Annotated in this window: 9 protein-coding genes; 7 read left to right on the top strand and 2 right to left on the bottom strand. The window is 46.5% G+C overall.

Annotated elements, in window-relative coordinates; all coding sequences use genetic code 11:
• Positions 1-11 precede the first annotated feature (11 nt).
• The 6 genes from OP864_RS06680 (at position 12) to OP864_RS06655 (ending at position 8,175) form a co-directional block, all read left to right on the top strand.
• Positions 12-1,511, top strand: coding sequence for a sodium:solute symporter (locus tag OP864_RS06680; protein WP_270100467.1), 1,500 nt, complete (start codon positions 12-14; stop codon positions 1,509-1,511).
• Between the two features lie 65 nt (positions 1,512-1,576).
• Complete coding sequence (locus OP864_RS06675) at positions 1,577-2,899, top strand: AAA family ATPase (protein WP_270100466.1); 1,323 nt, start codon at positions 1,577-1,579, stop codon at positions 2,897-2,899.
• Positions 2,880-3,518, top strand: a complete 639-nt coding sequence (locus tag OP864_RS06670; RefSeq protein ID WP_270100465.1) for an RloB family protein — start codon at positions 2,880-2,882, stop codon at positions 3,516-3,518. Before OP864_RS06675 ends, OP864_RS06670 begins: the two co-directional genes overlap by 20 nt.
• Before the next feature lie 52 nt (positions 3,519-3,570).
• Positions 3,571-3,855 carry a hypothetical protein gene (locus OP864_RS06665; RefSeq protein ID WP_015692081.1) on the top strand — a complete coding sequence of 95 codons (285 nt, stop codon included), beginning with the start codon at positions 3,571-3,573 and terminating at the stop codon, positions 3,853-3,855.
• A 511-nt stretch (positions 3,856-4,366) separates the two neighbouring features.
• Positions 4,367-5,356, top strand: coding sequence for a PorP/SprF family type IX secretion system membrane protein (locus tag OP864_RS06660; RefSeq protein WP_270100464.1), 990 nt, complete (start codon positions 4,367-4,369; stop codon positions 5,354-5,356).
• A gap of 263 nt (positions 5,357-5,619) precedes the next feature.
• The gene (locus tag OP864_RS06655) at positions 5,620-8,175 is read left to right on the top strand and encodes an OmpA family protein (RefSeq protein ID WP_270100463.1); all 2,556 of its coding nucleotides are present in this window, start codon (positions 5,620-5,622) and stop codon (positions 8,173-8,175) included.
• A 69-nt stretch (positions 8,176-8,244) separates the two neighbouring features.
• Here OP864_RS06655 and OP864_RS06650 read toward each other — a convergent pair whose 3' ends face one another.
• Complete coding sequence (locus OP864_RS06650) at positions 8,245-8,916, bottom strand: Crp/Fnr family transcriptional regulator (RefSeq protein ID WP_270100462.1); 672 nt, start codon at positions 8,914-8,916, stop codon at positions 8,245-8,247.
• A 214-nt stretch (positions 8,917-9,130) separates the two neighbouring features.
• Positions 9,131-10,921 carry a BamA/TamA family outer membrane protein gene (locus OP864_RS06645; RefSeq protein ID WP_270100461.1) on the bottom strand — a complete coding sequence of 597 codons (1,791 nt, stop codon included), beginning with the start codon at positions 10,919-10,921 and terminating at the stop codon, positions 9,131-9,133.
• A 295-nt stretch (positions 10,922-11,216) separates the two neighbouring features.
• On the opposite strand from OP864_RS06645, the gene OP864_RS06640 reads away from it, so the two are divergent.
• Positions 11,217-12,665 carry an L-serine ammonia-lyase gene (locus tag OP864_RS06640; protein WP_270100460.1) on the top strand — a complete coding sequence of 483 codons (1,449 nt, stop codon included), beginning with the start codon at positions 11,217-11,219 and terminating at the stop codon, positions 12,663-12,665.
• Positions 12,666-12,686: the final 21 nt, after the last annotated feature.

Below are 12,686 nucleotides of genomic sequence, written 5' to 3'. Positions count from 1 at the left end.
AAACAAAAACTATGAACTATCCACTACAACTATCGGCGGCTTGGATCCTGCTTTTGCTTTTGGGCTATTTTATCTTTTTGAGTCTGCTCTCCTTTTGGCAGAGTCGGGGAAACAGCAGCAATGCGGCCTTTTATCGGGCGAATCGGGCGGCGCCTTGGCCCTTGGTGGCTTTTGGGATGATTGGGGCCTCTTTGTCGGGCGTAACTTTTATTTCGATACCAGGCGTAGTGGGGGCGGGGGGGCTCAATCAGGGCTTTTCCTATATGCAGGTTGTTTTGGGTTATTTGGCGGGTTACTTGGTCATTGCGGAGGTTTTATTGCCGCTATATTATCGCTTGCGTTTGACCTCCATTTACAGTTATTTGCAGGGGCGATTTGGGGAGCGGACGTATAAAACGGGGGCCAGTTTATTCCTTTTATCGAGGACCTTAGGGGCGGCTTTTCGCTTATATCTGGTGGTGTTGGTTTTAGACAGCATTTTGCGTTTGGGCGGTTGGGAGATACCGCTTTGGGCCATCACTTCAGGCTCGGTGCTTTTGATTTGGACCTATACGTTTCGCTCTGGATTACAGACAATTATCTGGACCGACAGTTTGCAAACGGGCATGATGTTATTGGCCTTGGGCTTTAGTTTATACTACCTATTGTCGGGCATGCAGTTGGGCGCAGCCGAGAGTTTTTCGGCCTTAGATGCGGCTAATTTGGGGCAATTTTTCTTTTGGGAAGATGGTTGGAGCAACCCCAACAACTTCTTCAAACAGTTTTTGTCGGGTATGTTTATCACGATTGTCATGACGGGTTTGGACCAAGACATGATGCAAAAAAACTTGGCCTGCAAAGACCTGAAGTCGGCCAAAAAGAATATGTATAGTTTTAGTGCTATCTTATTGATCGTCAATTTTTTATTCCTTTGGATGGGTGGGCTTTTATTCTTGTATATGCAGCAAAAAGGCCTAGATTTTCCGATGCGGGGCGATAAAATTGCCTATGATTTGATTTATCCGCAACTCGCCTTAACCCAGCTGCCGATTTTCATGGGCATTTGCTTTTTGTTGGGTTTGGTGGCGGCGGCCTACTCTAGTGCAGATTCGGCTTTGACGGCCCTGACGACCTCCTTTAGCATAGATATTTTGGGGATGTCGGAAGAGGATGAAAGTGCGGAATCTAAGCAGCGTCGGCAGCGGGTGCACCTCTTTTTTTCGGCCTTATTGGTGGGGGTTATTTTGTTGTTTGCCTACATCAATGAGCAGTCGGTGATCAATCAATTATTTAAGGCGGCGGGCTATACCTATGGGCCATTATTGGGCCTTTATAGCTTTGGGTTGTTTAGCAAAAGGACTGTCAAGGACCAATATATTCCCTTTTTGGCGATTGGGGCCCCTTTGCTCAGTTTTGTCATCAAACACTACGCAGAAGCTTGGGGCTACAAATTTGGCTTTGAAATCTTGTTGTTGAATGGGGGATTGATGTTGTTGGGTCTGTTGCTTTTGTCGAGGCGGGAAGAAGTTTAAAGCCATTTATTTACTTTTATTTCTGGTTTCGCTGCTGTATATTTACATGAAATAGTAGAAAACTTATGGTTATAGAATTTACAGTAGAAAACTTTGGTCCCATCCAAGAAGCCCAAACCCTATCGTTTGAGGCGAATAAGGCGGAGCATTTAAGTGAATATTATATTCATCGGCCCAATAGTAAATTGAAGCTGTTGAAGTTGCTGTATATTTTTGGCCCCAATGCTTCAGGTAAAAGTAGTTGGTTGAAGGCCTTAGAATTTATGCGTAACCTACAACTAGAGGCGGCTAACGATAAAAGCGATAAAATTGACTATCAACCCTTTTTGTTTTGTGCTGATCCGCTAGAAAAGGATAGTGCGCTGAGTATTCGCTTTATTCATGAAGGGATTGAGTTTGACTATTATTTTCGCTTTAATCAAGAAGCAATTTTAGAGGAAAGTCTACATTATTATGAACCTCGTCGGGCGCTTGTTTATGAGCGAAAAACAGATTTAGCCAAGCAGTTGAGTGAAATCAATTGGGGCTCTAAGATTAAACTCTCTAAAATAGAGCAGGAAAGTCTAAAGACGCATGTACTCTGGAACCGCACTGTTTTGGGGGCCTTTCATAAGGCCAATACAGATTGTCGAGAGTTAAGAATTGCGCTTTCTTGGTTTAAGGAGGTTTTGTATGGGATGATTAACCCTGACTTAGATTTGACTGGTATTGTTTCTACACTCTTGAGTAAAGGAATTTTAGATAAAAATCTATTAGTATCTTTTCTAAAAAAAGCAGATCTGAAAATAGAGGATGTGCTTTTTGAGGAGCAAAAAGAAGATGTTCCAGCTTATTTTAACGACTTTGTCGCTGCTAACCCTGAATCTGAATTGGCTCAATTTGTAGTCGATGGAAAAATAGTTCGTAAAAAGTTAATGATTAAGCATCAGGTAAAAGATGAGAATCTATCTAGCTATTATGCCTTACCTTATTCTCTAGAATCTGAGGGCACAAAACGCTATTTTGGTTTTAGTGGCTTGCTCGCTATTCTGGCCAGCCAAGCAGCTATTTTTTCTATTGATGAGGTAGGCAGCTCCTTGCATCCCGAACTATTAGAGCATTTTCTGCTTAGCTTTTTACTCAATAGTCAGCCCAATTCACAGCTTATTCTCAGCACCCACCAAAGAGAGCTTTTGCGCTCTAAGGATATTCTGCGGGCGGATGCCATTTGGTTTACAGAAAAACAAGCCAATGGGGCTTCAGAGCTTTTCTCTTTAGCTGATTTTGAGGCTAAAGATTTTCGCTCTTCAGAGGCCTACTATCATGCCTATGAAAAAGGGCGACTTGGTGCAATTCCCAATTTAGATGATCCCTATAATCCCTTAGCCAATGCGCAAAAGACCGACTAAAGCCCGTAAAAAAAGAAGTGTAAAGAAAAAGTTAGTCTTCTTTGTGGATGGAGATACGGAGAAGTGGTATCTGGATAGCCTAAAAGGTTTTGAACGCTTAGATATAGATATTGCGCCTCGTCTGCCAACTAAAAAAACACTTAAAGATATAGAAAAAGAGCTAAGCGAAATTTGTCAGGAAGCAGATGCTAAATTAGGAGATAAGGTGATCTGGATTGTTGATTTAGATGTGCCCTATAAAGAGGATAGAGAGGGGAACCCTAAGAAATTAAATGATTATAAGCGTATCAAAACTAATTTACTAGCTGACTTTCCTGAAATTTTTGAAGTTTGGGAAAACTTTCCTTGCCTAGAGTTTTGGCTGTTGTTGCACTACAAACAAACACAAAGGTGTTATTTGAGCTATAATGACTTACTGCCTGATTTGAAAAAGCACTTAGTTAGTTATAAGAAAACAGAGAACTACTACAAAAGCTCTAAGAAGGGGGCCGCAAATCTTTATGCTTTACTCAAACCCAATCAGAAAGCGGCTTACGATAGAGCAAAGCTACTGAAGAAAGTAAATGAGCCCGATGCGGCTGCAGATATTTATAAGCTGATCGACTTAGTCGGTCTCTAACTAGGCTCCCTTTTCCCTAATTTCCCTATCTTTGCCCAAAAGCCACAAAATTATGAGAGTTATTGGATATTTAGAAGAGGTCACCGACATGAAGGTCACCTTTTTCGAGCAGGGATTGCGCTACAGCATCAAGTTTGAAGATGGCCTCTACGAGCAAACCTATAAGTTTAGACAAGGCGAGGGCATGAGCAACCTCAAAGAGCTCAAAGCCTTGGTCGATCAGCCTTTTTTGGAGGCCGTTCGGGCCCAATTTGAGCAAATGCGAGAGCAGGTCACTGGCCTACTCAGCCGCCAATTTCCCGCCCAAGATGAAACCGAAACCATCTTCATTATCTAAAGGCTAGCCCTAAGGAAAAGCCTTTCTGAATCGCTCCTAATATGCTGTTATTAGGGGCGATTTTTTTGGGGCTGCCGCTACGCCCTTCGGTTGTCGAACTGGCGCCCCTATAGGGGCTGGTTGTCCCTTTGGTCGGGTCGGGCTATGTCGCAGCTCGCTGTTACTTGCTTCGCTGCGTCGGCTCCCGTTGGTCGGGTCGCTCGGCCCTGCGGCGCTAAAGCGCCTGGGTCTGGCCCTTCGGGCCACTGCTTTCTATCCCTCAGCCAGCGGGCCTGCGGCCCTACTAGACGCAAGAAAATGAGCTTAGCCCACTAATTTCTAATAAACTAGGCGATCCAAGCGGACAAGCCAAGGCCCAAAAACGTTTTTTAACTGCATCTGTAGGGATAAGAATAGAAAATTATTCTTTTCCAAAACTTAAATGCTATTTTTGTGAGGGTTTGGGCCAAAAAATACAGATGCTTTGGCCCCCCTGGCAAAATGACTTTCCTCTTAATAACAATTGACCGATATGAGCGCGCGTATTTTATACACTTTACTTTTTAGCTGTTTGCTGAGCCTAAGTATGCAGGCCCAGCAAGATCCTATGTTTACCAAATATATGTTCATGCCCATGACCTATAATCCCGCTTATGCAGGAACGGCCAAGGTACTGGATATGGGCGTTTTACATCGCCAACAATGGTGGGGCATAGAAGGGGCACCCATGACGCAGGCCATTAACTTGCACTCTCCCGTAGAAGGTAAAAACATTGGCTTAGGGCTCAATATGTCTTTGGACCAAATTGCCAACTCTCGTCAGTTTAATGTCTATGGCTCTTTTGCCTATCATGTGCCGATCAATAAGGCCGTAAAACTGTCTATCGGTATGCAAGGTGGGGTCTCTAACTGGGCGGCCGATTGGACCGATCTAGAACTAGAGGACCTCAATGATCCCGCTTTCCAGAATTTACAGCCTAACCTTTGGTTACCCAACTTTGGTGGCGGACTCTATCTCTTCTCTGAAAAATGGTTTGTGGGCCTTTCGGCTCCTATGCTCATCAATAATGCGCTGCGCCAAGAAACCAATAACCCCAATATTCCTGTGGCCCAACAATATCGCCACTATTATGTATCGGGTGGAGTGGCTATTCCCCTCAACTCTACTATGGTGTTTCGCCCCTCTTTGCTCGTGAAACATGTGGGCCTCTTTGAGAAGAATGAACTGAATAATGTGGCGGCCCCCACCGAAATGGATGTGGACCTCTCCCTCTTGTTTAATAATCGCCTCTGGGTAGGGGCCTCTTTCCGTACCGCCCTACAAGTGATTGACCAAACAAGTACCTACGACTCTGTCGATTTCTGGATTTCTATGCGCTTCGAAAATGGCCTCCGTATCGGTGCCGCCTATGATTATACCCTAACCGAACTGCAAGGACCCGCCCAAGGATCTTATGAAATTATGCTGGGCTATGACTTGATGCGCTATAAAGGCAAAACCAAGCACGTCCGTTATTTCTAAAATTAAAGTTGAACCCAAGGAAAGAGCAGCAAAATAAAACGACTAAGTACAGGACCTTTTATGCTGCTCTTTCTGCGTTTGGCAGGCGGCAAAGCCGCCGCAGGCTGAGGGATGGATAAGGGTGGCCGAAGGCCAGACCGAGTTTTTGAGCGCAGCGAAAAAACGAAGGGCCGAGCAGCCCTGCGAGCCCTGACACAGCCCGACCCGAGCAAAGCGAGGGGCAGCCCCAAAATAAAAGCGTCTTGTGCTTAAATAAAACATATATGCGTTATAATAAATCCTTTCTTCTACTACTTTTATTTAGCCTTTTGGGCACAGGCCTAATGGCCCAAAAAGGAAAGTTGCGTAAGGCAAAACGCCTGATGGAGGACTATAATTATCAGGCAGCCATTGATGTCTATCTAAAGGTATTGGAGAAGTATGATGAATCAGAGGCCAAACTCAATATTGCTGAATGTTACCGCATGCTCCGCAACTCGGATGAAATGGAGTATTGGTACGGACAAGTGTCGCTGATGCCGCAGGCTCCACCTATTACTTTGCTTTATTATGCGCAGGCCCTACAAATGAATGGCAAATGCCAAAAGGCCACCAAATGGGTGAGAGAATACCTCAAACTTATGCCCGATGATACCCGAGCTCGCTTTCTAGAAAAAGCCTGCGAGGAATCTATGGTAGATAATCTCAGGGCCTCAGGAGACCTCTACGACCTAGAGGTACGGCCAGAGCTGAGCAGTAATGCCGATGATTTTTCGCCCGTATTATATAAAGATGGCGAAAAAGAAAGAGTGATTATTAGCTCGACTAGAGACCGCGTTAAGTCGAAGTTTCCGACCAAAATTGTAGAAGATAAATGGACCGAAGACGGCTTTGCCCAACTCTTTGACTTTGAACTGACCCTCAAAGATGAAAAGAAGTATATCTATGATTATGGCGAACCCGAAAAATACGCCAAAAAGATCCGTAAAACGCCCCGCCATATTGGCCCAATTACCTTTAATGCCGACCAAACGCAGGCTTATTTCTCGGCTACCGATTTAGATGGTAAGGCCGGAAATGAAGATGGCGTGCTCCGCCAAAAAATCTATCTGGTCAATAAAAAAGGCGATAAATGGGATAAACCCGAAGGGGTCGACTTCAATGATGAAGGCTATAATGTGATGCACCCCTCTTTGTCTAAGGATGGAACTATGCTCTTTTTTGCCTCCGATATGCCCGGGGGATTTGGTGGACTAGATCTCTATGCCTCTTATATGGAGGCCGGCCGCTGGTCGGTGCCTGTCAATTTAGGCCCCACCGTAAACACAGAAGGCGATGAGGCTTTCCCCTTTGCCCATGGCGAAGGCGTAGATATGACCCTCTATTTTGCCTCGAATGGCCTAATCGGCCTTGATGGACTAGATATTTATAAGGTGACCGAAAGCTATGGCGCCTGGCTAGATCCCGTCAACCTCGGTTACCCGATCAATAGTAATAAGGACGATTTCTCGATTACGATGAATGAAACCAAAACTTACGGACTAATCGCCTCTAATCGCGATAATGGCGAGGGCCAAGGCGATGATGGCGTAGGCGACCAAATTTATAGCTTTACTAAGCTGTCTATCTCTGTAGAGGTGATCGTTTTTGATAAAACAACCGAAATGCCCATTGAAGGCGCTACGGTCTATACCGCCTGTAGCTCCGTAGATAGCTATACCACCAACCGAGATGGTAAGGCATTTTTGGAAGTAGGACTCGATAATCCCTGCGATTTTGCCGCAGAAATGCTTAACTACCGCCCCAATAATGTTCGTACAAAGGCCGCAGATATCAAACCCGGCCAAACGGTGGTCATCCAAATTCCTCTAGACCTCGAAAGAGTATTTGATGTAGGAGGTACCGTAATCGATGGCTATTCTGAACAGCCCCTAGGCAATGCTTTGGTCCGCCTAAAATCAGATTGTGAGGGAACACTCAATGAGCTCTCTACCCTAACCGATGAAACAGGTTATTATGAGTTCCTCGAAATCAATGAGGATTGTGATTACCAACTGATCGTTTCTAAAGATGGCTATACGAAGTCGTCTTCTACCTTTACGACCAAAAATATCGGTAAAGGCGATGAAGCTATCGAGGTGGATTTGGCCATCAACTGCCTGCCCGGCACCGCAGATTGCCCCGACCAAAAGAAGTTTCCCGAAGATTGCCTGCCCACAGGTAATCAAGATGAAAATGGCTATGATGAATGTGAGGACCAAGAAGGCAATAAGAATTATATCGATGTTAATGGCAACAAAATCTATATGGTCACGCCAGAAGGCGATACGATCTGGTTCCAACGCCCAGAAGGCGTTCCCGAAATCGTACACATTTTCTACGATTTTAATAGAGCCAATATCCGCCCCGATGCCCGACCCGGCCTAGATTCTTTGGTGGCATTTCTCGAAATGTTCCCACAAGCTTCTGTACGCTTTACTTCTCATACCGATGCCCGCGGAAAAAGACGCAGTAATCAACGCCTCTCTAACCGCCGCGCAGAGTCGGTGGTCCGCTACCTGATGAGAAAAGGGATTCCCAAAAAACGCCTCAAAGCTAAAGGTATGGGCGAAAAAGTGATGCTCAACGATTGCTATGATGGCATCCCTTGTACCGAAGAGGAACATCAGGAAAACCGCCGCACAGAGTTTACTATTATCGATTGGAAAGAGGACGGCACCGAGCTGAAATCACTCAAACGTATGGATGGCATTAGTGTAGACCCCTGCCAAGGTTGCCCCGAAGCTCCCGCCGTAGAAGAAGAAAACGGTAGGAACGAATCCACTTCTAGCACTAACTAAAAGCAGCGGCATAAGCACAAAAAAAGACCACTTTCTCTACAGAAAGTGGTCTTTTTTCTTCCCCAAAACCTAGTCTCGGCTCCAGTTCTCTAAGGCCTCTGGCTCCAATAATAATTCAATTTTATTGCGGCCCAAACGAAGCAGCTGCTTGCGCTCCAGCTTCTTGAGCAAACGAGAAACGGCCTCTCTAGAAGCATTTAGCTCTCTGGCAATTTCCTGATGCGTGGTGTTGAGCATCTTCTGGCCCAAAGAACGCGACTTGCTGGCCAAATAACGCAGCAAACGTTCGTCCATCTTCAAAAAGGCAATGTTGTCTAAAGCACTAAATAGTTCCTCAAAACGATTGTTGTAAGAGGTCATCACAAACTCTCGCCAACTCCGATATTGGCCCATCCAATCTTCCATTTTTTGCAAAGGAATGAAAATAACCTGACTGGGCTCCTCCGTAATGGTCCGAATCTCACTCTTCCTGCGCATCATGCAACAAGTAAAGGCCATCGCACAGGTGTCGCCCCCATTGAGGTAATACAAAAATAATTCATTGCCATCATCAGACTGACGCAAAACTTTTATACTCCCCTCTATCATCAAGGGCACATAGCGAATGTAATCGCCATAGTCCATTAAGGTCTCATTGGCATCAAATGCTCGCAAGGTCGAACATTCTACAATTTCATTTTGCAACTCTAGTTCCGTGAGTAAGGGAAAAGATTTGCGGATTAGGTGTGTCGTTAATTCCATCTTAGTAGGGCTTGTTTTTTATTAGCGTATTATTTTTTTTAGGGGCCTCCCCTGCGGCCCAATGGGCCTTGGGGCGGGCTGTGTCGCAGCTCGCAGGCTTGCTAGGCCCTGCACCGCCTGCGGCGGCTGGGTCTGGCCTTCGGCCACTGCTTTCCATCCCTAGGCCGCTCAACGGTTTTCTTGCTATTAGCTGCCGCCGCTGGCCCGCTGTCACTTAAAAGCGATTTAGGTAGCCAAAATGAATTTTTGCATTCCGAAACAAAATAGCATTTTCCCAATAGTTTCCCAAAGCATAACTTATTGCAAATACCCCCACTGGGGTTTCTAAGGCCAATCCTGCCCCAAAAGCATAAGTTTTACGTTGATTATTAGACTGCTCAAACTGAGCTAGCTCCCCAAATAGGTAGCTGTAGCTGTTCTGTCCCAAAATATAACGAACTTCTAAACTGACCAAATGATAATATTCAGAGAGTATGCTTTGTTCATCAAAGGCTCTTAAAAGTTGTTGCCCCCCCAAACGAAATAACTCATTATCATACTTTTCTGCTGCGCCAAGTAGGTAGCCCATCCGATGCCGCCCCATAATAGTCAGCCGACTAGCTAAGGGTAAAAAGTATTGTAGGTCTGTACTCAGTTGGTATTGGGCCGCAGCACTAAGGCTATCGTAAAGCTGCCCAAAATCAAAGTCCAAATCAGCAGGGTCCCTTAAGTTCAATATGGCCGAATTGGGCCTGACGGTTTTCTGCCCCAAACTCCCCTCTAGCCCCAAGATAAATCCCCGCCTAGGGTTCCAACGATAATCTACCCGCCTCAACTGATAGGCTAAACCCAACATATTTTGCCGACTATCTACCAAATTAGGCAGTTTCCGATTTTGTAAAACCGCTAAGGTGTCCATCTGCTGCACGCTTGTACTGCTGTTTTTCCAAAAAGCAGTCAGTTCCTGGTTCCCATCAAATAGATAACTAATCCCCAATTCCCCAATGATGTCGATATAAGTGCTGTCTCTCCGATATATAGAGAAGTCGCCCGCCAAACCCAATGGCGTTCTAAAGATATAAGGGGCCGAATAGGCTAGGTTCAATTCCGAACGGCCCGTCTCAAATTGTTGCCATTTACCCGAAATCCGCTGCCCCCGCCCAAAGGGATTTAAGAGCTCTATGTCTACCTGCCCCGTGAATTTGAATTTTGGTGCTGGAGGAATCGCATTGTCATTGGGCAATAGACCAAAGATGACATCAAAGCGACTGGCGTTTTTCTTCTGCACAAATAAAATGGGCCGAGCCAAATTCCCCTCAAATAGAATGTAGGGGTCGGCCGTTAGGGCCAAAAAAGGAAGCTCCGCTATCCGCTTGCGAATAGCCTGTATTTTCCGCTCATCATAGAGCTGGCCCTGCTTTAGGCCCAAATAGGGAGACAAAAACCCCTTGCGAATAGGAGGAGGACCTTTCTTTTTCCCCTTCCGCCGAATGTCCAAACTATCTAGGCGAATCAATGGCCCTTGGTCCAATAGCAGCTGGGCCGAAATATCCTGCCCCGCTATTTTGTTCAGCTGCCAATGGGTCTGTGCAAAGGGATAACCATGACGCTCGGCATATTTTAATAAGGCCAGTTCTAGCTCGTCAATTTGGGCCATAGAGAAAGCCCGGCCCTCCAAATCCCAATACTTTGGCCCTAAGGCCGCCAACTGATAAGGCGAGATGCTATCTAAGGCCAAAGCATCTAGCCGATAGACCGGCCCCAAGATAACTGGCAATATATAAGTCTGACTATCCAATTGCCTCGGCAGACCCAATTGGGCCTCCAAATAACCTAACTGATGTAGCCTCGCCAATTGTTTGGGCCAGTATTGCTGCAAGGCCGCAGCCGTTAACCCCTCAGGCGAAGTCTGCTTCTTGAGCCAGCGCTTGGGCAAACTATCCAAGGGAAAGGCTAAGGAAAACTGCTGCCCATAAACAACAACAGTAGAGAGTAGGCAAAGCAAAAATATAAGCAAAGAAGGCATAGACTAAGCTGTTTTGAAGAGGGGGAGCATGAGGTAATTTGCGAAGGGCTTTAGCCCGCCCCTATGGCTGAGGGATGGTAGGGGGTGGCCGAAGGCCAGACCCAGCTTTTGAGCGCAGCGAAAAAGCGCAGGGCCGAGCAGACCTGCGAGCCCCCGCACAGCCCGACCCGAAGGCCCAAAGGGCCGTAGGGGCAGCCCCAAATAAATAATAACAAAACTTTTAAGCGATTTAAAGTAGGGGACTTAGGCGAATTGAATAAAGATTGTAATTTCGTCTGTACAGAAAACAACAACTATGCAAGAGGATTCATTAAGCGTTTTTGATATGTTTAAGGTGGGCGTTGGCCCCTCGAGCTCGCATACGCTGGGCCCCTGGAATGCCATGCTGCACTTTATTCACAAACGACTTGGGGCCGAGAATTGGCCAAAGGTAAGACAAATTAGGCTGGAGCTTTATGGCTCTTTGGCCAAGACGGGTATTGGGCACGGAACCGATATTGCAGTGCTGATGGGCCTGCTCAATGAGGACCCCAAAACAACAGATACCGATCTAATCGGGGCCCGTATTCAAGATATTAAGGCGAGTAAACGCATTTTGCTGGGCGGCCAAATAAAGGTCCCTTTTTGCTATGAACAAGAGCTGCAGTTTTGGCCCGAAAATCTGCCTTATCACCCCAATGGACTAAAGGTGAAGGCCTTTTTGGCCAATGAAACCCTAGAGGAAACCTATTATTCGGTGGGCGGCGGCTTTATTGAATGGGCCTCGGCCCTAGATCATGGCCCGATCCAAGAAGAGGAGGATTTTCCAGAGCTGGTCACTAGCTATTCGGTCCGCAAAGCGAAGGATATTCTCAATTATTGCCAAGCGATGAATGGGGCCTCAATTAGCCAGTTTGTTTTGGAACGAGAGAAGCAATGGCGGCCCGCCGAAAGTAGCCTGTTGCAGGCCTGGGAAATCTGGGAGGTCATGAAGGCCTGTGTCTATAAAGGTTGCCATCAAACGGGAATCTTACCCGGTGGTTTGCAGGTGCACCGCCGAGCCAATCGCATGATGCAGCGCCTCTTGGGCGAGCAAGCCAGCTATAGCAATGCCCAAGAATGGATCGGCCTGATCCGAAGTAAACAACATGCACATCAAGATATTTTTAAGTGGGTCAGCTGCTTTGCCCTCTCTGCCAATGAGGAAAATGCGGCCTTTGGCCGAGTGGTGACCGCCCCTACCAATGGGGCCTCTGGCGTGATTCCCGCCGTGCTGATGTATTATATTTGCTTTGCCGATAATTTTAAGAAGGAGAATATCGCTCGCTTTCTTCTAACGGCTGGACAGGTGGGGGTTTTGTTCAAAATCAATGCGACCATCTCTGCAGCTATGGGCGGCTGCCAGGCCGAGATTGGGGTCTCTTCGGCCATGGCCGCCGCTGCCCTGACCGAATGCCTGGGCGGTAGCTATGAGCAGTCTCTAATTGCTGCCGAAATTGCCATGGAACACCATCTGGGCCTTACCTGCGACCCCATTGGGGGGCTGGTCCAAATTCCTTGTATCGAGCGCAATAGCATGGGGGCTATTAAGGCCATCAATGCGGCCTATTTGGCCCTAGAAACGGAGCCGGGCCAAGCTAGAGTAGCCCTAGATGAGGTCATTTTGGCCATGTGGGAGACTGCCCAAGATATGAACTTTAAGTATAAGGAAACCGCAGAGGGTGGGCTGGCTGTACAGGTGCCTATTGGCCTTTCTGAATGTTAGGAGGAGGGTTTGGGGCTGCCC

This window comes from Saprospira grandis, assembly GCF_027594745.1.
Classification (GTDB): domain Bacteria; phylum Bacteroidota; class Bacteroidia; order Chitinophagales; family Saprospiraceae; genus Saprospira; species Saprospira grandis.
The sequence above is the reverse complement of the archived record's forward strand: the minus strand, read 5'-3'. Positions and strand labels throughout refer to the sequence as shown.

What these genes read in the sequence shown, in the direction of transcription:
- OP864_RS06640 (WP_270100460.1), top strand. Translation starts at nt 11,217, where the DNA reads ATGCAAGAGGATTCATTAAGCGTTTTTGATATGTTTAAGGTGGGCGTT.
- OP864_RS06665 (WP_015692081.1), top strand. Translation starts at nt 3,571, where the DNA reads ATGAGAGTTATTGGATATTTAGAAGAGGTCACCGACATGAAGGTCACC.
- OP864_RS06670 (WP_270100465.1), top strand. Translation starts at nt 2,880, where the DNA reads ATGCGCAAAAGACCGACTAAAGCCCGTAAAAAAAGAAGTGTAAAGAAA.
- OP864_RS06675 (WP_270100466.1), top strand. Translation starts at nt 1,577, where the DNA reads ATGGTTATAGAATTTACAGTAGAAAACTTTGGTCCCATCCAAGAAGCC.
- OP864_RS06660 (WP_270100464.1), top strand. Translation starts at nt 4,367, where the DNA reads ATGAGCGCGCGTATTTTATACACTTTACTTTTTAGCTGTTTGCTGAGC.
- OP864_RS06680 (WP_270100467.1), top strand. Translation starts at nt 12, where the DNA reads ATGAACTATCCACTACAACTATCGGCGGCTTGGATCCTGCTTTTGCTT.
- OP864_RS06645 (WP_270100461.1), bottom strand. Translation starts at nt 10,921, where the DNA reads ATGCCTTCTTTGCTTATATTTTTGCTTTGCCTACTCTCTACTGTTGTT.
- OP864_RS06655 (WP_270100463.1), top strand. Translation starts at nt 5,620, where the DNA reads ATGCGTTATAATAAATCCTTTCTTCTACTACTTTTATTTAGCCTTTTG.
- OP864_RS06650 (WP_270100462.1), bottom strand. Translation starts at nt 8,916, where the DNA reads ATGGAATTAACGACACACCTAATCCGCAAATCTTTTCCCTTACTCACG.